Source organism: Blautia massiliensis (ex Durand et al. 2017) (assembly GCF_051861785.1).
GTDB classification, from domain to species: domain Bacteria; phylum Bacillota; class Clostridia; order Lachnospirales; family Lachnospiraceae; genus Blautia_A; species Blautia_A luti_A.
This window is the reverse complement of sequence record NZ_CP146725.1, coordinates 2,203,128-2,225,117: the sequence shown is the minus strand read 5'-3', so window position 1 is coordinate 2,225,117 and position 21,990 is coordinate 2,203,128. Positions and strand designations below refer to the sequence as shown.

The 21,990-nt window shown below is 44.2% G+C and carries 19 protein-coding genes and 1 pseudogene; 5 read left to right on the top strand and 15 right to left on the bottom strand.

Annotated features, from left to right (window positions below):
• Positions 1–130 precede the first annotated feature (130 nt).
• Positions 131–889: a helix-turn-helix transcriptional regulator gene (locus V9W66_RS10735; protein ID WP_144092670.1), complete on the top strand. Its 759-nt coding sequence runs from the start codon at positions 131–133 to the stop codon at positions 887–889.
• A 137-nt stretch (positions 890–1,026) separates the two neighbouring features.
• On the opposite strand, the gene V9W66_RS10730 is transcribed toward V9W66_RS10735, so the two are convergent.
• The 5 genes from V9W66_RS10730 to V9W66_RS10710 all read right to left on the bottom strand — a co-directional run bounded on the left by V9W66_RS10730 (position 1,027) and on the right by V9W66_RS10710 (position 5,455).
• Positions 1,027–2,499 (bottom strand): S1C family serine protease, encoded by a 1,473-nt coding sequence (locus V9W66_RS10730; RefSeq protein ID WP_144092672.1) that lies wholly within the window; start codon positions 2,497–2,499, stop codon positions 1,027–1,029.
• Positions 2,500–2,595: 96 nt separating this feature from the next.
• The gene (locus tag V9W66_RS10725) at positions 2,596–3,393 is read right to left on the bottom strand and encodes a metal ABC transporter permease (RefSeq protein WP_144092674.1); all 798 of its coding nucleotides are present in this window, start codon (positions 3,391–3,393) and stop codon (positions 2,596–2,598) included.
• The gene (locus V9W66_RS10720) at positions 3,390–4,052 is read right to left on the bottom strand and encodes a metal ABC transporter ATP-binding protein (RefSeq protein ID WP_114002505.1); all 663 of its coding nucleotides are present in this window, start codon (positions 4,050–4,052) and stop codon (positions 3,390–3,392) included. The genes V9W66_RS10725 and V9W66_RS10720 overlap by 4 nt, the downstream gene beginning before the upstream one ends.
• 39 nt (positions 4,053–4,091) lie before the next feature.
• Positions 4,092–5,021, bottom strand: coding sequence for a metal ABC transporter substrate-binding protein (locus tag V9W66_RS10715; RefSeq protein ID WP_420313819.1), 930 nt, complete (start codon positions 5,019–5,021; stop codon positions 4,092–4,094).
• A 17-nt stretch (positions 5,022–5,038) separates the two neighbouring features.
• Positions 5,039–5,455 carry a Fur family transcriptional regulator gene (locus V9W66_RS10710; protein WP_015526434.1) on the bottom strand — a complete coding sequence of 139 codons (417 nt, stop codon included), beginning with the start codon at positions 5,453–5,455 and terminating at the stop codon, positions 5,039–5,041.
• Positions 5,456–5,709: 254 nt separating this feature from the next.
• Between V9W66_RS10710 and hcp the strand changes: the two genes are divergently transcribed.
• Entirely contained in the window at positions 5,710–7,350 is a 1,641-nt protein-coding gene (gene hcp / locus V9W66_RS10705) for a hydroxylamine reductase (RefSeq protein WP_144092678.1), read from the top strand.
• 94 nt (positions 7,351–7,444) lie between these two features.
• Complete coding sequence (locus V9W66_RS10700) at positions 7,445–8,209, top strand: DeoR/GlpR family DNA-binding transcription regulator (protein WP_144092680.1); 765 nt, start codon at positions 7,445–7,447, stop codon at positions 8,207–8,209.
• A gap of 227 nt (positions 8,210–8,436) precedes the next feature.
• Here V9W66_RS10700 and V9W66_RS10695 read toward each other — a convergent pair whose 3' ends face one another.
• The 3 genes from V9W66_RS10695 to V9W66_RS10685 form a co-directional block, all read right to left on the bottom strand.
• Positions 8,437–9,954, bottom strand: a complete 1,518-nt coding sequence (locus tag V9W66_RS10695; RefSeq protein WP_144092682.1) for a CoA-acylating methylmalonate-semialdehyde dehydrogenase — start codon at positions 9,952–9,954, stop codon at positions 8,437–8,439.
• Between the two features lie 313 nt (positions 9,955–10,267).
• Positions 10,268–10,480, bottom strand: coding sequence for a hypothetical protein (locus V9W66_RS10690; RefSeq protein ID WP_144092684.1), 213 nt, complete (start codon positions 10,478–10,480; stop codon positions 10,268–10,270).
• A 2-nt stretch (positions 10,481–10,482) separates the two neighbouring features.
• Positions 10,483–10,704 (bottom strand): hypothetical protein, encoded by a 222-nt coding sequence (locus V9W66_RS10685; protein ID WP_144092686.1) that lies wholly within the window; start codon positions 10,702–10,704, stop codon positions 10,483–10,485.
• Positions 10,705–11,012: 308 nt separating this feature from the next.
• Between V9W66_RS10685 and V9W66_RS10680 the strand changes: the two genes are divergently transcribed.
• Positions 11,013–13,832, top strand: a complete 2,820-nt coding sequence (locus tag V9W66_RS10680) for a bifunctional diguanylate cyclase/phosphohydrolase (RefSeq protein ID WP_144092688.1) — start codon at positions 11,013–11,015, stop codon at positions 13,830–13,832.
• Between the two features lie 90 nt (positions 13,833–13,922).
• Here the strand turns inward: V9W66_RS10680 and V9W66_RS10675 are convergent, their stop codons facing one another.
• Positions 13,923–15,260 carry an MATE family efflux transporter gene (locus V9W66_RS10675; protein ID WP_186289978.1) on the bottom strand — a complete coding sequence of 446 codons (1,338 nt, stop codon included), beginning with the start codon at positions 15,258–15,260 and terminating at the stop codon, positions 13,923–13,925.
• A gap of 28 nt (positions 15,261–15,288) precedes the next feature.
• The gene (locus V9W66_RS10670; RefSeq protein WP_243121593.1) at positions 15,289–15,843 is read right to left on the bottom strand and encodes an MATE family efflux transporter; all 555 of its coding nucleotides are present in this window, start codon (positions 15,841–15,843) and stop codon (positions 15,289–15,291) included.
• A gap of 234 nt (positions 15,844–16,077) precedes the next feature.
• On the opposite strand from V9W66_RS10670, the gene V9W66_RS10665 reads away from it, so the two are divergent.
• Positions 16,078–17,838, top strand: a complete 1,761-nt coding sequence (locus V9W66_RS10665; RefSeq protein WP_144092692.1) for a diguanylate cyclase domain-containing protein — start codon at positions 16,078–16,080, stop codon at positions 17,836–17,838.
• A 60-nt stretch (positions 17,839–17,898) separates the two neighbouring features.
• Here the strand turns inward: V9W66_RS10665 and V9W66_RS10660 are convergent.
• The 5 genes and pseudogenes from V9W66_RS10660 to V9W66_RS10640 all read right to left on the bottom strand — a co-directional run.
• A pseudogene (locus V9W66_RS10660) lies at positions 17,899–18,249 on the bottom strand (GNAT family N-acetyltransferase); the annotation flags it as partial.
• Between the two features lie 153 nt (positions 18,250–18,402).
• Entirely contained in the window at positions 18,403–19,368 is a 966-nt protein-coding gene (gene asrC, locus V9W66_RS10655; protein WP_118064000.1) for a sulfite reductase subunit C, read from the bottom strand.
• Positions 19,369–19,382: 14 nt separating this feature from the next.
• The gene (gene asrB / locus V9W66_RS10650; RefSeq protein ID WP_144092696.1) at positions 19,383–20,171 is read right to left on the bottom strand and encodes an anaerobic sulfite reductase subunit AsrB; all 789 of its coding nucleotides are present in this window, start codon (positions 20,169–20,171) and stop codon (positions 19,383–19,385) included.
• Between the two features lies 1 nt (position 20,172).
• Complete coding sequence (gene asrA, locus V9W66_RS10645; protein WP_144092697.1) at positions 20,173–21,171, bottom strand: anaerobic sulfite reductase subunit AsrA; 999 nt, start codon at positions 21,169–21,171, stop codon at positions 20,173–20,175.
• Between the two features lie 20 nt (positions 21,172–21,191).
• Complete coding sequence (locus tag V9W66_RS10640; RefSeq protein ID WP_144092699.1) at positions 21,192–21,881, bottom strand: Crp/Fnr family transcriptional regulator; 690 nt, start codon at positions 21,879–21,881, stop codon at positions 21,192–21,194.
• Positions 21,882–21,990: the final 109 nt, after the last annotated feature.

Sequence of the window (21,990 nt, the reverse complement as noted above, 5' to 3'; positions counted from 1 at the left end):
TCAGTCTCTGATACAATGCTTAATTTTGGGAGTTAAATTAATCTTTTTCAAGTATGCATACTTGATTTTAAGTATATGTGATAGTATACTGATTTTAATAAAATCTTGTTTGAAGAAAAGGAGATCCCTCATGGAAAAAAATACCTTTCTGATGATCAACGACATAATCTACGATCTTTATTCCTGCACCAGCCTCAACGAGATCAAGGCTAAATTTCTGCATCGCCTGAAAATGGTGATCCCTTACAGCTACGCTAGCATCCTTCTCCATGAAAATACTGAAGATCCCGACACCATCCGTCTCACCAGTCCCATTTGTATCCCGGAAGCCTTCATCGAAGCCGAAAATGAATACATAAAGGTAGCCGATGAAGATCATCTCCTCTGGCTGCTCCACTCTCGTGAACCTCGTCTTGTCCGCGAAAGCGATCTGATGGAGGATCAGCAGCGTCTGAACTCTCCGCTCTATGTTCACTGCTACCGGAAATTCCACATTTTTGATTCCATGCAGTACGCCAGTGTCTACCATCAGGAACTTCTGGGTGTCCTTACGCTCTTTCGCACGGAGAAGGATGAGCCTTTTACCAATGAAGATATGTTCTTCCTTCAGGCTATTGGCATGCACTTGAACGCAGTACTTTATCAGATTGTCCAACAGCAGCCTCAGGCTAACAGTCTTAAGCAAACCCTCGGGCTCCTGAAGGCCAATAACCATCTTACTGCCAGAGAGCTTCAGATCGCCGAGCTGATCTTTCAGTATCGAAACAATGATGAGATTGCCCGGTCCCTGGGTATCCGTGAAAACACTTTGCAGAAGCATCTGCAGAATATTTTTCGAAAAACTAATGTAACTTCCCGGTGGGAGCTTTTGCGATTGCGTATGCATTAGTGAGGTTGGAAAAAATTCGAATAAGGGACGCCCGGGAGGCGTGGCCTCTCTGGCTGTTTTTTTCAAATGATGGGGTGAAAAAGACTCTGTAGTTTCCTAATCTCGGATTAACTACAGAGTCTTCAATTTAGGATTGATCAGTCACGCAAGCCATTCTGCTCAAAATCTCTGAACAGGCTGGCTTCTCCATCATCAGCAAATGCATCTGCATCCCCCTGATCGGAGTCATCCTGTCCTCCCTGGATATCTGGGATATCTGCATCCTGGGAATCCTGGGACGTGCTATCCTCAGAGCTGTCCTTGCTATCCTTGCTGGAACTGTCATCTTTACCAAGTTTTACAGTAAGTGTCTTCTCCTTATATTCATTACCATCCAGAACTGCAACCGTCACATCGATCTTTTCCTTCGGCTCATAATACTGAAGCAGCTCAACCAGCTGATCGATACTGGTGATCGTTTTACCATCAAACTCTGTAATGACCATATTCTTGGTAATACCTGCATCATCGGCAGGGCCGCCCTCGGTTACCTCCGTAACAAATACACCCTGCGGGATACCATAAATCTGTACTGCCTCCGTACTTACTGTACTGCCTGTGATACCAAGGATACCATGATTATCCACTTTATCCCTTGCCTTGGCATTCATCATGTTCTCAAGAGAATCCGCAACATCAGAGATCGCAATGGCATAACCCATACCTTCAACCTCAGTAGAAGCAAGCTTGGAAGAGTTGATACCAACAACCTCACCATCCATATTCAGAAGCGCACCGCCACTGTTACCGGGATTGATAGCCGCATCTGTCTGGATCAGGTTCACGCCCTTGTTGATACTGCTGCTGTTATCTGTAGAATCACCAGACTCGATCTGGCCTGATGCATCTGTCGTACGGTTCTTTGCACTGACAATACCGGTAGTAACAGACTGGCCATAGCCAAGTGCATTACCAATGGCAACAACCTGCTCACCGATCTTCAGATCATCAGAGCTTCCGATCTTTGCAACAGAAATTGCATCCATTGTATCATCCGAAACATCCTTCGTTGCAACAGAAACAACTGCAAGATCCTCGTTTTCATCAAAGCCCTTTACCGTAGCCTCATAAGCTTTGCCATCTGCAAAGGCAACTGACAAGGTATCGGCACCATCCACAACATGATAGTTTGTGGCGATCAGCAGCTCAGAATCTGTTTTTCCGATGATAATACCGGAACCGCTTCCTTCAACTTCCTGCTCCTGGCTCGGCGCATACTGGGAACCAAACATGCTGTAATAATCCTGAACCTCCTGAACGGACTTGGTTGTGATGGCAACTACAGAAGGCATTGCCTCCTTAGCAACATCTGATACATCCAGACTGCCCTTTGTATCGGAGGATTTTGTAGCCTCTGTATCTTCGCTGTCTTTATTTGATTTTTTATCAGACTTCATAAGAGTCAGATTCTCGGAGCTGTCGGTTGCCGCCTGTACGGACTGTGCACCGGAGAAATAATTTATACCTTCATATGCACCAACTCCAATGCCGCCGGCAAGTACTGCACACAGGCTGATGGTTGCACCCTTTTTCATCATTTTCTTTATTTTTAATTTTCTGTTATTGTTCATGGTTAAGTCCTCCCTGGGAAAAATTTCTTCTCTGTTTCCTTTTGATGCTCCAAAGTATATGGGTTAATTGTGTTTACTTTGTGGGAAAAATGTGTTTTATTTGTTAAAACTTTTCACTGTCATCACAACTACAAACCACGCAACCTCAAGAAGAACGATCATTCCACCTGGTTTCAGTCCGGCATAATAGGAAAGAAACAGTCCGGCAATGGTGGTACATACCGCCACGATAATGGCACAGATCAGTGTACCCTTATAGCTTTTTGCCATCTGCATCCCACACGCCACCGGAACTACCAGCATGGAGGAAACGATCAGGGTTCCTACTGTACGGGACGCAATGGAAACTGTCAGAGCCGTCAGAATAGTAAAAAGAAAATTAATATTCCGCACGGAAACACCGGAGATCCTTGCCGCATTTTCATCAAATCCGATATAAAACAGTTCCCTGTAAAAAAACAGCACTGCTGCCAGTACCAGCACACTGATCACAACTACCAGCACCAGCTCTCCTTCACTGATGGACACAATACTTCCGAACAAAAAGCTGTTCAGACTGGCACCGTTTTCCACAAAGCCGGACAGCACACCGGCCAGTCCGATCCCGGCAGACATGACGATGGAGATCGCCACCTCCGAATAACGCGGGATTTTTTTGCGGATAGCCTCAATTCCAAGAGCAGCTACGATGCACATCACTACTGCACCGGCTACCGGATTCACTCCAAGTATCAGTCCCAGCACAACACCGGCCAGTGAAGAATGGGAAAGCGCATCTCCGATCATGGACATCCGTTTCAGAACAATGGTGATCCCGATGCAGGGCGTGATCACAGCCAGAAGGATTCCCACCAGAAAAGCCCTCTGCATAAATCCATACTGTAAAATACTCATACTTCGTCGATCCTCCCCTCTTCCGCTTTAAAGAACCGGTTTGCTCCTTTAAACTCACCGGAATTTCCATGAGTAACCATAAGGATCGTCAGCCCCTGTTCCTCATTCCGCTTCCTCAGAACTTCTGCAAGTGTTTTCACAGAAACCATATCCATTCCTGTGGTAGGCTCATCCAGGATCAGGATCTTCGGTTTTCCTGCCAGCGCACGTGCCAGCATAACCCTCTGCTGCTGTCCTCCGGAAAGATCTCCGATCCTTCTTTTCCAGAACTCTTCCATTTCCATTTCCGCAAGTGCGGCTTTCAAACGCGGGATCTCTTTTTTTGCCCGGAAACGTGCCTTCCAGGAAGAGGAATACACCCCTGTCATCATGATCTCTTCCACAGTCGCCGGAAAATTCTGGTTTCTGCTGATACTGTTCTGTGGAACATATCCCAGATCTCCCTTTCCGAATGTGGCAGAAATATCCTTTCCATTTACAGTGATACTTCCCTCCTGCGCCTTCAGTTCGCCCAGAAGAAGCTTCAGAAATGTACTTTTTCCACTTCCGTTTTCACCGGTAAGGATGGCATAATCGCCATCCTTCACCTCCAGGTTCACCTGATCCAGCACAGATGTCCCTGTATAGTGAAACGAAAGATTTTCTATTAAAATTCCCATAATTTCTCCTTTTTTTGTTACAGTTGCTGTCCTGCACCTTCAGTTCAATGCCTTCCTGAGTGCCTCCAGATTCTTCCTCATCACAGAAAAATAATCCTCTCCGGCCTCTATATCCTCCTCACTTAATCCCTCGATCGGATTCAGCACAGCAGTCACCGCATCCACTTCCTTCGCCACTGTCTTCGCCACCTTGGGACTCGCCAGCTCCTCAAAAAATATGGTATGGATGTCGTATTTTTTCGCATACTCGATCACTTCCTGCATCTTGGCAGGATCAGGCTCTGAATCCGGTGTCAGGCCTTCAATGGCCAGCTGCGTCAGGTCATAGGCATTACACAGATACCCGAAAGCCTCATGGGCCACGATGATATCCCGGCTCTTCGTACCTTTCAGGCCGTCCCGGAATTCCTGATCCAGCTCATCAAATTCACCTGCATATTTCTCATAATTTGCTTCATAATAATCCCGGTTCTCAGGATCCGCTTTTGCAAAAGCATCCTTAATATTCTCCATCTCCTGCTTTGCCCGCATAGGGTCCAGCCAGACATGAGGATCTTTTCCGCTATCGCCATGCTCATGGTCGTGGCCTCCATCCAGAAGCTCCACACCATCTGATGCCTCCGTCACCACCAGATCCTGATTCTCCAGGGTGTCCAGCACATCCTCCGCCCAGTGTTCCAGATCTGCGCCATTGTAGACAAAAACATCCGCATCCTCAAGATTCCGGATATCCGTTGCCGCAGGTTCCCAGTCATGGGGCTCCGTTCCCGCCGGAACCATATCCTTCACCTGGATCTTATCGCCGCCCACCTTCCGGGCAAAATCATACATGGGATAAAAGCTGGCCATCACCTTCAGTCGGCCATCCTCCACAAATGGCTGTCCCACCGTTCCGGCCCTGTGCAAACCATATCCGGTCACACCGCCCACAACAAGAAGCGTCACCGCCAGAACTGCTGCCGCTGTCATCTTCCCTCTTTTAGCGTTCATTTTTTAAGCCTCCTGCAGCTGTCACAATATCCATAAAAGATCGTCCGGCTCTGATCGATCTCAAACCCGTGTTCATCCAGCACATGTCCCACAAAATGATCGATACATCCACACTGCAGAGGAATCGTATGCCCACATTCCAGACACACAAGCTTACCGTAATTCTTCCGCTCCTCATCACGTATAAAACGATACTGGGCAGGCGCTCCCTCCACAGACGGAACCTTCAGCACCGCTCCCTCCTTCTGCAGCCGCTCCAGTCCTCTGTATACCGTTGTCCTTCCGATCTGGATCTCTTTTCCACGAAGGAGCTCCATAAACTGATCTATGGTATAAAATGTATCTCCATATTCCTGCAGGCATTCCAGAATTATTTTCTGCTGCCTGGTGCTGTATTTCATTTTTTCTTCCATTATATTTCCTACTCTCTTCTATCAACTGCACCTTACATGGCAGATTTGAATTTGAAAACCGTTTTCATATTACATTCAAATAAGAATTTCGTCAAGGTCTTTTTCGTATCATATGTTACCGATTTTTCCACTGGCGTATGCTATCCTTTCCCCATCACCTGAAGACAGGGATAAAAAACACAAAATCAATCACAATAAAAAAAGCAGGTCTTCCTTTTCAAAGACCCACTCACTTACCACAGGAGGTATACATTATGGAACCAAAAATGTTTTGTTATCAGTGTCAGGAAACCGCCGGATGTTCCGGCTGCACCATCTCCGGTGTCTGCGGCAAAAAACCTGACGTAGCCGCCATGCAGGATCTTCTTGTTTACGTAACAAAAGGACTTTCTGCCATCACCACCGCACTCCGGAGTGAAGGCCGGGAAATTCCTTCTGATATTAACCACATGGTGATTCAGAATCTTTTCACCACCATCACAAATGCAAATTTCGACAAAGATTCCATCGTTGCAAAGATCAGCGAAACCCTCTCAGCCAAAGAGCAGCTTCTCGCACAGCTTTCTGACAGAAAAAGCCTTCCCGCTGCCGCACTCTGGCATCCGGAAAGCCCTGCGGACTATGAATCCATGGGATATGTCACCAGCATTCTTGCCACAAAAAACGAGGACATCCGAAGCCTCCGCGAGCTGATCACCTACGGCCTGAAAGGGCTCTGTGCCTACACCAGCCATGCAAACGCCCTTCTCCGCGAAGATCCGGAACTGGACGCTTTTATCCAGAGCACTCTGGCAAAAACCCTGGACGACAGTCTCACCGCTGAAGAATTAACAGCTCTCACTCTGGAAACCGGAAAATTCGGTGTCCGTGGAATGGCTCTTCTCGACCAGGCAAATACTGAAACTTTCGGCAATCCGGAGATTACAAAGGTAAATATCGGCACAGGCAAAAATCCCGGAATCCTGGTTTCCGGACACGACCTTCACGATCTGGAAATGCTTCTTGAGCAGACGAAGGACTCCGGCATTGACGTTTACACCCATTCCGAGATGCTTCCGGCCCACTACTATCCGGCATTCAAAAAATATCCGAACTTTGCAGGCAACTACGGAAACGCCTGGTGGAAACAGAAAGAAGAATTTGAAAGCTTTAACGGTCCCATCCTCATGACCACCAACTGCATCGTTCCACCAAAGGACAACTACAAAGACCGGATCTACACCACAGGTGCTACCGGTTATCCAGGCTGCACCCACATCACACCAGGGCCTGACGGCAAAAAAGATTTCTCCCAGATCATCAGCCACGCAAAACGCTGTGCAGCTCCAACAGAAATTGAACATGGCGAAATCGTCGGCGGCTTTGCCCACAATCAGGTGATCGCCCTTGCTGACCAGATTGTAGACGCTGTAAAATCCGGCGCCATCCGTAAATTCGTAGTTATGGCCGGCTGTGACGGACGTGCAAAATCCCGAAGCTACTACACCGATTTTGCCCAGGCCCTCTCAAAAGACACCGTGATCCTCACCGCAGGCTGTGCAAAATACCGTTACAACAAACTGAACCTTGGAGACATCAACGGAATCCCACGTGTTCTGGATGCAGGCCAGTGCAACGATTCCTACTCCCTTGCAGTGATCGCCATGAAACTTCAGGAAGTTTTTGGCCTTGAGGATATCAATGAACTTCCGATCATCTACAACATTGCCTGGTATGAGCAGAAAGCCGTAATTGTTCTCCTGGCGCTGCTTTCCCTCGGAGTAAAAAATATCCACCTTGGACCAACGCTTCCGGCATTCCTCTCTCCAAATGTAACCAAAATTCTGATTAATAATTTTGGTATCGCAGGAATTAACCGTGTGGAGGAAGATATGGAACTGTTTTTCGAGAAATAATTTTTGGTATGTTCGTATAAAAGCACTTTATCTTTGCCTTCTTTTATGATAAAATATAACCAAGACTTAACCAACAGAAAGAAGGTAGACCTCTATGAAATCACAGCGACTGGACATGATCGAAGAATATGTGCTGGAGCATAAGAACGCTTCTCTCGATACATTATGTGAGAAATTCAACGTATCCAAAAACACCATCAGAAGAGATGTCGACATCCTTCTGAAACGTGGCAGTATCATGAAAGTATATGGCGGTGTCGCAGCACTTGAGACTCCACAGACACTCCCCCTTCTGTCTTATGAAGAGCGTGGCGGACGTTTTCCGGAAGAAAAGAAAGAAATCTGCCGCCGTGCCGCAGAACTTGTAGCAGAAGACGACACTATCTATATCGATACCGGCACAACCTGCCTGAACCTGGTTGATTTTATTGCGGATAAGCACTGCACAATCCTTACCAACAGCCTGCTTATCTTCAACAAGGCAGCATCCTATCCGAACCTGGACATTATTTCCGTTCCCGGAAAACTGAACCGCAAGACCTTGTCTTTCACAGGGCCGGATATCAATGATTATCTGCAGACCTACAACATTTCCATGGCTTTTATGGCCTGCACAGGTGTAACCATGAAGAGCGGACTTACCAATGCCAGCGCCGAGGAATACATCACAAAGAAAGCCATTGCGGAAAACGCCAACAGCATGATCCTTCTTGCAGATCATTCCAAATTCGGCCGGATCTCGCTTATGACCTATTCTCCGATAGAAAAGCTGGATGCTATCGTCACAGACCAGCCACTGCCTGAAGAATACGACACTTTCTGCCAGGAGCATGGTATTCGTGTTATGACCACTGACTGAACAAAATAACCACTTATTCTGACATCAGAAAACGTGTATCTGTACCGAAATTCCCCAGAAAGGAATTTACAGATACACGTTTTTCTTTACATAAAAACAGTGCACCTGCCGGGAGTTCAGCAGATGCACCGTTTTTGAATATGTTCTTTTCAATAGAGGATTTTATCTGAGAGGCAGACCTTACGTGGTCTGCCTTACAGTGTCATAGATTTATTTACGAAGCGTTTTTATGCCTCAGTACTTCCTTCCCATGTGCCGACCTTTCTCTTTCCGGCAGCTTCATCGAACCAGTGTGTTGTAACTGTTTTTGCTCTTGTGAAGAAACGATAGCCGTCTTTTCCGAGAACATGCAGATCACCGAAGAAGGAATCCTTGTTTCCGGAGAATGGGAAGTATGCTGTCGGAACCGGGATACCTACATTGATTCCTACCATACCGCCGTCTGTCTCCATAGCGAATTTACGGCTGTAATATCCGCTCTGTGTAAAGATACAGGAACCATTTGCAAATGGATTGGCATTCATGACTGCGATGCCTTCCTCGTAATCCTTTACTCGTTTGATACAGGTTACCGGTCCGAAGATCTCACGGTTTCCAACTGTCATCTCAGGTGTTACATGATCAAGAATTGTCGGTCCTACGAAGAATCCGTTCTCATATCCCGGAACTACTACATTACGTCCGTCAAGTACAAGCTCCGCACCCTCATCGATACCCTTCTGGATCCAGTTGCAGATCTTCTCCTTATGACCTGCATTTACAACCGGGCCGAGATCGGTATCTTCATCATATGCACAGCCAAGCTTCATAGCCTCTGCTTTTTTCTTAAGAAGTGAAACAAATTCGTCTGCGATACTCTCCTGCACGCATACAACCGGAAGAGCCATACATCTCATACCTGCGCATCCGTATGTAGAGTTGATGATCGCATTAACAGTAGCCTCAAGGTTGCAGTCCTCAAGTACAAGTGCATGGTTCTTTGCCTCACACTGTGCCTGAACTCGTTTGCCATGAGCTGCTGCTTTGGAATATACCTGTTTACCAACACCTGTTGTTCCTACGAATGTAACAGCCTTTACTCTCTCATCTGTAAGAAGGATATCAGCCTCTACACGGCTGCAGGTCACAAGGTTTACAACACCCTTCGGGAATCCGCCCTCTGTATAGAAGAGCTCCATGATCCTCATAGCTGTAAGTGGTGTCTGGGAGCTTGCTTTCAGTACTACTGTATTTCCACATGCAATAGAAAGCGGAACCATCCAGCCCCATGGGATCATTGCCGGGAAGTTCATCGGAACAATACCAGCAGTTACTCCAAGTGGTTTGCGATATGTAGCTGTATCATATCCTGTAGTTACCTGCATTGCAGCATCGCCCTGGATCATTGTCGGAAGTGCACATGCCTCTTCTGTAGGCTCAATTGCTTTCTGAACATCTCCTCTTGCCTCTTTGATATTCTTTCCGAGCTCTTTTGCACAAAGTACGGAAAGCTCTTCCTTATGAGCATAAAGAACATCTCTCCATCTGAACATATACTGCTGTCTCTTTGCAAGAGAAAGTGAGGACCATTCCGGGAATGCAGCCTGTGCGGAAGCGATCGCCTCTTCTACCTCATCCGGTGTACAGCAGGGAACCTGCGCGATCACCTCACCTGTACTGGAATCTGTAACATCCATGTATTTCTCTGCCTCTGACTCTTTCCACTCACCGTTTACACAGTAACCCATTTTTTTGATCTCAGCCATTTTAAGATACTCCTTTCGTGCTTACCTTTTTATTCTTAACTTCATAAAAATTTTAGTCATTCTCGTTTTGTTCTGGTTACATATTATCATTATTTTTTAGCTTTGTCAATATAGCATGGTTATATTTTGAGTATATTCTTCAAAATTGTGTGTTAATTTATTCACATTTCATGGTATTTCATGTTCCCTGTATAAACTCTTGAAACGCATGCATTTACAGCCATAAAACCGCATAGTGTCTTGTCGTTTTTTATTCCATTGTGAGATCAAAAGTTACTCATTTTTGTTATTTTCATAACACTCCCTTTCTGTTTTACAATTTCCACAGCTGATGCTGCCCGTCCATGGTAACAAGATCGCCCTCATTGATATCTCTTTCATACAGGAGACCGTCATCATGTCGCAGACTTGTTTCGTTTCCACTCTCATCTTCCAGTAGCACTACCGCCATAAGCACTTCGCCCTGCTGCCGCTCTTCACAGCCGAAATCCATGTCTTCTTCTATTTTCAGAACCTTGTACTGCATGATCAGATTTCCTCCAGCAGCACGTCATTAACGGCCTCATAAGCGTCCTCAAGCGCATCCAGTGCCTCTGTCAGCGTGTCCATCTTCCGGCTGTCCGCATTTTCTTCCTCATAGGCATCTATCACCTCGGCCATCACATCCTTCAGCTCTTCCAGTGAATTTGCGATGTCCTGCAGCTTCTGATCTTTATCCTCTTTTGATGTGATATTTACGATCTTACTCATGATCCTTCCTCCTGTTTCTTTACTCGCATTCTTTGTTCGGATTTTTTATCCTGCATATATCATGCTTTGCATATGTCATACTCTACATTTACCCATTGTACCATATCCTGTGCGCAGATACATCGGATATGTTTTCTCTCTGCTTTATATAATACCATCGAAATCATAAAAAATTTGGTAAAATCTTACCAAATTACCCGTCTTAGTCTGTTTATACTGATTTTTCCACTCCGATCTGGTATAATTGATCTAAAGGAGTTTTTCAATTTACAAAACACTCCTTTCCCATTACAAGGAGGCATATTGCCATGAAAGAAAAAACAGAAACCTTTAACCAGGGAAAAAGATATTTCTTTTATATTCTGATGTTCGCCATCCTTGGCTGGTTTATTTTTATGCAGATCTTTGGTGCGAATGAACGTTCTTCCGACACCCCAGCAGCCTCTGTGATCTATTCCGGTACCGTTACCTGGCAGAAACCGGATGGAACCACCCAGAAAATCTCCGTTCCGGGCACCTACAAGGTTCCCGTCGGTGACACGATGGTCCTTACCATCCAGCTTCCCGATGATCTTACAGATACCTGCTTTGCCATCCGTTCTTCCCTGCAGGATGTGAATTTTTATGTAGGGGATAGCCTTAGAACCAGCTATTCCACGCGTAAAACAAGGCTTGTGGGCAAAAACTCCGCCAGCCGTTATATTTTCTGCCCGGTTTATGCTTCCGATGCCGGCAAGGAGCTCCGTATTGAACTGACCACTTACACCTCCAATTACACCGGAGTTGTCAATCCTGTTTACTGCGGAGACAAGGCAGATATCTGGATATACATTTTCAGCAGATACGGACTGGAAACCTACATTGCATTTTTTATCCTGTTTGCCGGAATCGTCACGATCCTGTTCAGCCTCGCTCTGGGACTGGTCTATCATACACAATTTGACATGGAATATCTTGGATGGTGCATGGTCATGGGCGCCGTCTGGATGCTGGGTGAATCTAAGCTCCGTCAGTTCCTGGTCCCCAACGCTTCCGCTCTCGGATCTCTGTGCTTCGTTATGATCCTTTTGTGTCCGCTCCCGATCCTGTTTTTTGCGGACAGTCTCCAGAAAGGGCTGCATCACAGATTTTATGTCTGTCTTGGAAGCATCGCAATGGTAAATTTTGCAGTCTGTACGATTCTCACTGCTGTCGGTATCGCAGATTATATCGAAACCATGCCTGTAAGTCTCGGAATCCTGGCGATCACCGTTGCCACAATATTTGTACACCTTTTCCAATATATACGCACCGAAAAAAACAGGGCCGACCGGCTTTTGCTCATTGGTCTGCTGGCAGCAATCCTGTGTATTGCCGTTGAAGCAACCTCCGTATACTTTGTCACATTGATGTCCGGACTGTTTGTGGGCACTGGCATGCTGGTCCTGCTTTTTCTCAATATTGTAAGAGCCATCAAAAATGTCCAGGATATGGAACTGAAACGCCAGCAGAGCGAAATCCGCAAAAACCAGGAACAGAATGAAAAAATGTCTCTGCAGATGATACAGACCATTTCCACCACCATTGAGGCAAAGGATGTGTACACCCGCGGCCATTCCTACCGGGTTGCACAATATGCATCCCTGATTGCAGAGGAGCTGGGTTGGACACCGGAGGAAATTCTGAATCTGAGACGTGCTACTCACCTTCACGACATCGGTAAGATCGGTATCCCGGATCCGTTCCTGAATAAACCGGCACAGCTGACCGATGATGAATACAACCTTATAAAAAAACACACCGTTATCGGCGCCGAGATCCTGAAGGATATAACCCTGATCCCACATGCGGCAGAAATCGCAAGAAGTCACCACGAGCGTTATGACGGAAAAGGCTATCCGGACGGACTGGCCGGAGCAGAAATCCCCATCCATGCCCGGATCGTAGCAGTGGCAGACTGCTACGATGCCATGAACTCCCGCCGGATCTATCGTAATGCACTTCCACCGGAGATTATCTACGAAGAATTCCGAAAAAACCGTGGTTCACAGTTCGACCCGGAGATCACCGACATCTTTCTGCGACTGCTTGATGAAAAGCGGCTGTCTCAGTGGAATCCTTCCCAGGAAGAACCGGACACCTATAGCCTTCCGGATATGCAGCTTACCGTCAGCAAATTCATCTCTGACATAATGGCCACGATAAAAAGCCAGGAAGACGCAAAAAGCTATGATTTCCTTACCGGTCTTCCCATGCGTAATCTGGGCGAACGTCTTACCGCAGAATTTATGCAGACACATGATGGATGTCTGATATTCCTTGATATGGATAACCTGAAAAAGATCAACGACATCTATGGCCACAAGGCCGGCGACCGTGCACTGAAATGTCTTGGAAAGCTGCTCCAGAAACGGGCAGATCAGGGAATTTCCTGCAGACTTGGAGGCGATGAATTCCTGATGTTCCTTCCGGACACGGATCCTGATTCCCTGTCTCTGCAGATGGACAATCTGTTCCAGAAATTTCACACCATCACTACCGATGATCCGGAACTCCGGTTTGCCACACTGTCCGCAGGCCTGTGTCTGTGCAGCACCGATGATTCCTTTGAAGACTGCTATTCCAAAGCAGATAAAGCTCTGTATTACGTAAAACAAAACGGCAAGAACCAGTTCTTTTTCTACCAGCAGATCGACCGCAGCACTCTTGCGGCATCCGGTTCCGGAAAGGATCTGGAGCTTGTGGCAGAGTCCCTTCAGAAAAGCGGTATCTATGTAGGTGCTCTTAATCTGAATTACCGGGATTTCGCACGCCAGTATGAATACATGAGCCAGCTTGTCACACGCAGCCAGTGCAGATGTTATCTGGCAATGATCACCATCGAAGCACTTGTGGATACAATTCCTGATATCGAATCCATTGAGCAGGCTCTGGAGTATATGGAACAGGCCATCCGGCAGAATATCCGCCGTGTGGATATCTGTACACGCTACAGCTCCCTGCAGTATCTCATCATACTGTTTGAACCTGACGAAACGCATATCCCGGACATCATAGAACGTGTTTTTACCCAATATTACCGTCAGTATGACAGCCATGATTTCCAGCCATCCTATGAATACCTGGAAATATCTCCACAGGAGTTATAAATACTACCATGACATGGACATGATAAAGCCATAACGAAAAAGAGGTCGTACTTGACGGCCTCTTTTTCGTTAGAATTTTGCAAAATATCATCAAGACGTGGCTCTGGAATTTTCCTGCATGAAACTTTTTCCGTATGTTCGATACAGATAAACAGCCATGAAAATAGTCACGGTTTCCGCCAACGGCATCGTCATCCAGACACCGGCCACACCTATAAGCTTCGGCAGGATCAGTATGAACACAGCCACCAGGATCAAAGAACGCATTGATGAGATCAGTGCCGAAATAAAACCATTTCCCAAGGCAGTAAAGTATCCGGAAAGAAATACATTTAAACCAATAAACAGGAAAACCGGACTAAACAGCTTCAGGCCATCCCATGTCAATGTAAATACATTTCCGCTTCCGACGAATAAATGGATGATCTGTTTTCCAAATACAAGTGATACTGTAAGGATCAATACTGAACTGATGGCAATCGTAATAAAACTATATCGTGTTATTTCTCTGATCTTATCATGATTTTCAGAGCCATAATTATAGCTTATGATCGGAGCCGCTGCAACGGCAATTCCCATATAAAAAGCGATGAAGAAATAGTAAATATACATAATGATCGTCACAGCCGCAACTCCATCTTCACCAAAATATTGCATGATAATAAGGTTAAATAAAAATGTAGTGATCCCGGTAGACATCTCCGTCAGCATTTCACTGCTTCCATTGGTGCAGGATTTCAGAAGAACACGCCAATCTGCCTTCGGTCTGCAAAACCTTATATGGCTGTATTTCAGGAAATAGATAAAGCCAATCAACATGCTTACTGTAATGGAGAGAAATGTTCCCCACGCAGCTCCAAGCGTTCCCAGTCCGAATACAGCCACAAAAATATAGTCGAAAACAATATTAAAAGCCAGACCGGTCAGAGACATGATCATTCCGATGTACGATCTCCCATCCGTCCTCACAAGATATTCGAAAAATAGCTTGAATGACATAGGAACCGATCCTAAAAATATGACAAATGCGTATGGCACCACATGCTCCATCAGGCGCTCACTGCTTCCTAAAAAAATACAGATCGGTTTCAGAAAAAGGATTCCCACAGCTGTAAAAGCAACCGAAAGTACGAACAGCACGATCGTTATAAAAGTAAATATCTCATTTGCTTCCTGTTCTCTTTTTTGTCCCATCCTCTCTCCTATGATGGCACCTGATCCCGTTGCAAGCATGACAGACGTTCCAAAAATAACACAGGTGATCGGAATAACAATATTAATCCCTGCAAGCGCGTCAGAGCCTGCATACCGTGATACAAAAAATCCATCTATCGTTGTATAAAATGATAAAAAGATCATAGTCAGTACCGATGGGACCAGATATTTTAAAAACTGAGGATAAGACATTTTTGCTTCAAAATATTTCATTTTTTTAGTCTCCTGCTTCCCCCCCTGATCAGTCAAAATCTCTGGTAATGTTCGTAAGCCATTTATTTCTGAAATAGTGGATGAACACCACAGGCATTTTTTCGAATTCATCCAGGGTCATTATAAAATATACCCAGACAGGCGGCAGTTTTAAAACATACGCGCCAAGAAAGGTCAGAGGAACTGCAACAAGCCACATAAATATGGAATCTACGATCATTCCAAACCTGGAATCGCCACCTCCTCTGAAGCATCCGCATATAAGACAGGTATTGATACCCTCTCCCACAAGACGCCAGGTTGTCATGATTATAAAAATACCAAGATAATAAATGGCCGTCTCTGTCAGTTTATCCCGATAGAAATCCAGTATCATAGGGCGGACTGCCAGAATAATGGCGCATCCGATGAGACTTACGATAATTGTTATTCTCAGCATACGTTTCCCATATTCTCTTGCTGTATCCTTGTGGTCTTTACCAAGCTCCTGGCTGATAATGATGGTAGTAGCGTTGGCAAACCCGCGACAGGCGATGGCACCAATATTTACTACCATAACAGCAACGGCATTTGCAGCAACCATATCCGATAAAATGTTTACTTATAAAGGACAGTATATCATATACCTTACAAAACCGCGAGTCTTTTTCAGTATTCTTTCCATTATATTACTTAATTATATACTATATTTCACCCACTGGTCATATTTCCATTGTACATAAAAAAACAATATCACTTTAACGCAAAAAATCATTCTATTTTTTTACTTCTATGATATAATACTTTATTGTGAAACTAATAAAACGAGGTGAAGCAGGTGAAGAAAAAAACAATTGTACCTCTTATCGTTTTTTTACTGGGCATATGCATTATTGGTTTAATTGTATACAAGACAGACTCACATGAAACTGAACAACGACACATAACAGCACAATTAAATGCAACAACCTACGGCGAACGTATAAAAAATGAAATTACAAATGGAATTGCGATCACAGATACGCTAAAGCAGGTCCTGATCAGTGAAAACGGAAAGATCCGTCAGTTTGACACAATTGCGGAAAATATTATGTCTGACGTTATTGAAAGCATACAGCTTGCTCCGGATGGTATTGTGACAGATATTTATCCTTCCAAGGGAATGGAAGCGAGTAAGATCGATCTGCTCCAGGATAAAGATTGCAGCAAAATTTCCTGTTACGCAAGAGACAATCACGTGATCGTTACACAAGGTCCTTTCGATTTAAAACAGGGCGGCCGTGGAATTGCTGTCCGCAATCCAGTCTACCTGAAAGATGAAAACAACCAGGAATATTTCTGGGGATTTACCGTTGTTATCCTGCGTGTTCCTGACATTTTTTCAGATGCGGTCAATTCTCTTTCGGATTTCGGATATGAATACAGGCTTTCAAAAACAGATACTCCCTGGACCGATACTTATAAAGTTGTTTATCAGTCAGATGACCAATTTACTCATACTGTTTCTTATGGTTTTACGATGGGGGAAGAGAACTGGAAATTAGAAGTAGCTCCTGAAAGCGGGTGGCGAGACCTTAAATTACTGGTAATCGTCGGCGGAATGTTTACTGCTATCGTTTTACTTTTCTCAGGTCTTACCCGGGTATGGTTAGTATCGAAAGAAAATAAAAACAAATTTCAAATACTGGCACACACAGATTCTCTCACCAATATTTACAACCGCTATGGATTTGATGAATTAGCCGAAAGGATGATCACCCAAAATCCAAAAGCGCATTTTGTGGCCGCACTCCTTGATATTGATGACTTTAAGTTTATTAATGATATTTACGGACATGTCTACGGAGACAAAGCATTAAAGAGTCTCACCGATAGCATGAAAGCTTTTTTCCCGCCAAATACATTACTGGGAAGAAACGGTGGTGACGAATTCTGCATTCTTCTGCCGGATCATACCTATGAAGAAGCAGAAAAACAACTGCGGCAATTCACAAATCTTACAAAGACCTTTTCATGCAAGGGAAAAGAATATCCGTTTTATATTTCTCTCGGATATGCAGAATATCCAACCTTTGCATCCACACGCTCACAGCTCATGCGCTGTGCAGATGCAGCACTTTATGAAATAAAGCTTCACGGAAAAAACGGATGTATGGCTTACAGGGACGGGCTCCGGTCAGGAGTCCGCAAACAGCTCGGATTCGCATTCAGGGATATCTCTGAACACCTTCCGGGTGCATTTATCATATACAGAGCGGACAAAGATGATGATGAGCTCCTGTATGCAAACCGTGAGTTCCTTCAAATGACCGGATATAAAAATATAGATGAACTTTTCAGCCTTACAAAGAAAAGCTTCCACAACCTGATCAGGGAAGATGAACAACAGCAGATAGAAACAAGCATCTGGAAACAGATCGATGCCGGCAATAACAATGACTATATCCACTTTCATCTTCGAAAAGCAGACGGCACTTACCTTTCTGTGCTTGATCACGGAAGAATCGTGGAAAGCCAGCAATACGGAAGAGTATTTTATGTATTGTTTATGGACTGGGAAGCCATGCATATTCATTACAGCGATAAATTTTCCGGCTAAGGTACAGACATCTCAGTCTGTATCTTAGCCGGCTGTTTTTTTCCTGAACAATTCAACATCTTATAATATGTATTCCATCTGCCTTTCTTTTGTCCGCATTCCCATTTTTTCATAAAATTTTTCTGCTGAAGTATTTCCTGCCCACACATTCAATGTCACTTCATAGCATCCCAGCTGCTTTGCTTTATTTTTTACATATTCAAACAGGCTTTCCCCAATATGCTGACCTCGTGTCTCCTGATCGACACACAGGTCATCTATAAAAAGAGATTTAAACGGTACCATATTGTTTGAAAAAGGCTGCTCCTTTAATTGACAAAATGCATACCCCACACAAACATCAGCCTCATCCGCTGCAACATATATTGGCTTTTCTGATGAGCATTTTTTCCTCCTGTTTTTCAATAACTGGTTTCACAGATTCTTTATACATACCATAATACCATCGTGTGGATTCCAGATAAAGGAAGGCTTATAACAATAGCATCCTTTTAAACGGTCAGGTTTTTTTCCGGTCAACCTTCTTTTGCAAAATTCCTTATATTGGAATTATCTTATTTATAATTATCTGTAATGTATTCCGCTCCAGTAAATATTATCTTTCACTATCGTTTCCTGCGGAAGTACTACACCATCCAACGCCCACCTTTTATATTCTGCAAACCCTACACGGTCAATAATATATCCCACATGTTCCTTGCCGCCAGGCGCATTTGGATCAATATATTTTTTTACAAATTTATAGGTGTTCAGGATAACCTTGACGATAGTGTCTTCATCTGCCCAGATCAAAAAATCTTCTCCCAGACGTGGATTTTTCTTTCCAGTTCGTCCCATAAGTGTCAGACGATAATATTTTTTTTCACTTCTGGTCCATGCTCTGGTAGGACATTTTGTCACACATACTCCACAGCCTACGCATTTTTCTTCATTGCGCACGATTCTGTAATTATCCATCTTTAACGCATCCACCGAAAGCTTATCACAGCCTTTTACACAGGCGCCACAGGATACACAACGATCAGGGTCATATTGTGGCTCTGTCATACCGATAATTCCAAAATCGTGCATTCTTGCTTTGATACAGTCATTGGCGCAACCTGTAAGTGCAATTTTAAAATGAAGATCATTAGGAAATATAGCCTTTTCGATTCTCTTCGCAAAAGCTGCTGTATTATAATTTCCAAAAGGACAGACTCTGTTTCCGATACATGCACAGACATTTCTGGTTCCTGATGCTGAATACCCGGTGCCTGCCTCATTTTGATTGATCTGAAGATTATCAATGATCGGTTGAAGCATCTCATTAACTTTATCCATATCTTCCATATGGATTCCTTCAATTTCGAATCCCTGACGAGTGGTAACATGGATCTGTCCGTTTCCATATTTTCTGGCAATATCCACCACCTGCTGCATAACGTCTGCATTACAGCACCCTCCCGGAACACGAACTCTGGAAGCCGTAAGCCCACGGACCTTTGATACACGGAAGGCATTTTTCTTTAGTTTCTTTGTATTGATATCCATTACGATTTCCTCCCCTAATCAAACATTTTTTTGCCTTCTGAATAACAGAATACCGGACCATCCAGACAAATATAGGTATCATTCATTCGACAATGCCCGCATTTACCAAGTCCACAGCACATTTTTCTCTCCTGAGATATCCAGATTTGTTCTTCCTCCACTCCCAGCTTTAAAAGCTCTGCTACTGCAAATTTCATCATGACCGGTGGTCCGACAACAATAGCTGCAGTCTCATGGATATTATCAAGCTCAAGTTCCGGAATATATTTTGTAACAAGTCCTGTCCTATAAGAATCGTCATCAGCGGAATCCACTGTCAGGATCAGCTCCATCTGCTGTTCCCAGATCTTCAGATCCTCACGGAACAAAATATCTGACGGCGATTTAAACCCAAGGATCGTGTGTAATTTTTTCACTTCATCCGGATGCTCACCGAAGTAACTGATCACTCCTCTCACAGGAGATACTCCTGTTCCACCAGCTACCACGATCAGTTCTTTTCCCTGATAATTCTCCTTCTCAAAACCGTTTCCATACGGGCCACGCATAAAAAAACAGCTTCCCTCATTCAGTTCAAAAATCTCTCCGGTCACCTTGCCAACCTTGCGTATGGTCAGATCAACATAATCTTCTCCTATACCACTGACAGAAATCGGTGCCTCACCATATTTAGGAATAGAAACTTCAAAAAACTGTCCCGGTCTTACTTCACCCACATATGTCATACGGAATGTATATTCTGTCTCTGTATGCTTCACGATTTCTTTTATCTTAGATAAGAAAGGAATATATTCATTCGTCATCTTACTTTCCCTCCTTTTCTTTCAGTTTCTGAAGACATTCGATATAGGAAATATACTCCGGACAGACATTTTCACAACGCCCGCAGCCGACGCACATATGATATCCGAATCTTTTCTTATGATCTGAAATTTTATGTAATACCTTAAAGCGCATTCTTTCACCCTGACTTTGGCGGAAGCTGTGTCCTCCGGCAATATCAGAATATCCATCTACCTGGCAGGAAGCCCATACACGGCGACGCTCTCCGGCCTTTGGATTATCTTTATAAAAAATATCCTGCATAGTAAAACAGGTACACGTAGGACAGACAAAATTACAGCGGCCACAGCCAATACATCGACTGCCATATTCCTGCCACATGGAATCCTGGTGAATTGTATTTGAAAGTTTTTCCGGAACCTCTATATGAACCTCATTTTTTTCCACAAAAATCGGTTTCTCCTGAACATTCTGTCCATAATCCCATAATAATTCTTCCAGTTCTCTGCATCTCAGCTCCATGTAACATCCATCTTCATCCTGAAAAATATACATATCATATTCTTCACAACGATTCGTTCCCATACTTACGCAAAAACAATTTTTTCCGGATTCCTTACACCCCATCACAGCAAAAACCGTGTTTTCCCGCATTCTTCTGTAATAATAATCCTCTGCACCATTTTTCAAATACATGTCGTCCAGACGTTTCAGGGCATGAAAATCACAGCTTTTCAAGAAAATCAACCTCTGTCTTGCCGCCCCGTCTGCTGTTTTCATCTCATTCTCCGTAAAATAAAGAATCGTCTCTGAAATCGGAAACAGTACCTCCTTAAAGCTGTAATCCGACTTCTGATTCCAGACAATTTCTTCCCAGCTGTTCAGCAGACCATAACGAACTACATCTGTATCTGAAAAGCATCCTGTCCCCTGGTAAATTTTCGGTCCATACACATCATAGGATTTCTGCAAAATTTCAAAAACATTCTGCATCTCATCACTGCTGACTCGTTTTCCCATCAGATACCCCTTTCTCATAATCACATTTTATAAAATTCTGCAAGACCATCAAAATCTATCAGAATAAAGCGCTTATTACCATAACGGATCAGACCTCTGTCCGTAAGAACCTTACAGGCACGAGATACATTTTCCCTTGGTGCACCAACCAGATCTGCCATCAGGGTAATGGTAAGATCAATATCTATCATCACCCCGTCTTCCGTATCTACGCCAAAATCACGACCGAGCTTCCATAATTTTGCAGCTATTTTTCGCTCCATCTGCATATTTCCGGTCGTATTCTTTAGCTGGTGCCCCATTCGCCAGAGATTTCTCTCATACTCTCTCAAAACAGCTCTTGTCAAAGCATGGCTCTGTTCCATAAGCTGAAGAAACTGTTTTTCTGCAATTTCTATCACCTGCACCGGACAGGCAGCCTCACAAAAAAGTGCATTCGGCTTTTTGCTTACAATGCTCTGATTTAAAAGCCGCCCTTTTCCCAGGATAAAAATCACCTTTCGATTTCCATGCTTGGTCAGATTATAAAGCATCACTTCGCCGGAATACACAAAATATACTGTTTTGGTTCTGCTGCGTGAATGAAAAATCACTTCTTTTTTCTTATAAGAAACAACTTCACTTTCATTAAGCAGATTCTGCAGAATATCCTTTGGGATTTCTTTAAAAAAATCCATCTTCTCCAGTTCCCTGAGTGTTATCTGTCCCATTGTATCAACCTCACTGGTATAGCTTTTGCAGTTTCTGATAACAAACTACTCTTGTCTCGCTTTCCTTTTGTATTATAATGAAAAAGTTTATCGTTTTCCGTGATGTATA

What these genes read in the sequence shown, in the direction of transcription:
- V9W66_RS10685 (WP_144092686.1), bottom strand. Translation starts at nt 10,704, where the DNA reads ATGAGTAAGATCGTAAATATCACATCAAAAGAGGATAAAGATCAGAAG.
- V9W66_RS10670 (WP_243121593.1), bottom strand. Translation starts at nt 15,843, where the DNA reads ATGGTTGCTGCAAATGCCGTTGCTGTTATGGTAGTAAATATTGGTGCC.
- V9W66_RS10735 (WP_144092670.1), top strand. Translation starts at nt 131, where the DNA reads ATGGAAAAAAATACCTTTCTGATGATCAACGACATAATCTACGATCTT.
- V9W66_RS10700 (WP_144092680.1), top strand. Translation starts at nt 7,445, where the DNA reads ATGAAATCACAGCGACTGGACATGATCGAAGAATATGTGCTGGAGCAT.
- V9W66_RS10690 (WP_144092684.1), bottom strand. Translation starts at nt 10,480, where the DNA reads ATGCAGTACAAGGTTCTGAAAATAGAAGAAGACATGGATTTCGGCTGT.
- asrC (WP_118064000.1), bottom strand. Translation starts at nt 19,368, where the DNA reads ATGGATATCAATACAAAGAAACTAAAGAAAAATGCCTTCCGTGTATCA.
- hcp (WP_144092678.1), top strand. Translation starts at nt 5,710, where the DNA reads ATGGAACCAAAAATGTTTTGTTATCAGTGTCAGGAAACCGCCGGATGT.
- V9W66_RS10710 (WP_015526434.1), bottom strand. Translation starts at nt 5,455, where the DNA reads ATGGAAGAAAAAATGAAATACAGCACCAGGCAGCAGAAAATAATTCTG.
- V9W66_RS10715 (WP_420313819.1), bottom strand. Translation starts at nt 5,021, where the DNA reads ATGACAGCGGCAGCAGTTCTGGCGGTGACGCTTCTTGTTGTGGGCGGT.
- V9W66_RS10725 (WP_144092674.1), bottom strand. Translation starts at nt 3,393, where the DNA reads ATGAGTATTTTACAGTATGGATTTATGCAGAGGGCTTTTCTGGTGGGA.
- V9W66_RS10640 (WP_144092699.1), bottom strand. Translation starts at nt 21,881, where the DNA reads ATGGGACAGATAACACTCAGGGAACTGGAGAAGATGGATTTTTTTAAA.
- asrB (WP_144092696.1), bottom strand. Translation starts at nt 20,171, where the DNA reads ATGACGAATGAATATATTCCTTTCTTATCTAAGATAAAAGAAATCGTG.
- V9W66_RS10720 (WP_114002505.1), bottom strand. Translation starts at nt 4,052, where the DNA reads ATGGGAATTTTAATAGAAAATCTTTCGTTTCACTATACAGGGACATCT.
- V9W66_RS10695 (WP_144092682.1), bottom strand. Translation starts at nt 9,954, where the DNA reads ATGGCTGAGATCAAAAAAATGGGTTACTGTGTAAACGGTGAGTGGAAA.
- V9W66_RS10680 (WP_144092688.1), top strand. Translation starts at nt 11,013, where the DNA reads ATGAAAGAAAAAACAGAAACCTTTAACCAGGGAAAAAGATATTTCTTT.
- V9W66_RS10675 (WP_186289978.1), bottom strand. Translation starts at nt 15,260, where the DNA reads ATGAAATATTTTGAAGCAAAAATGTCTTATCCTCAGTTTTTAAAATAT.
- asrA (WP_144092697.1), bottom strand. Translation starts at nt 21,171, where the DNA reads ATGGGAAAACGAGTCAGCAGTGATGAGATGCAGAATGTTTTTGAAATT.
- V9W66_RS10730 (WP_144092672.1), bottom strand. Translation starts at nt 2,499, where the DNA reads ATGAACAATAACAGAAAATTAAAAATAAAGAAAATGATGAAAAAGGGT.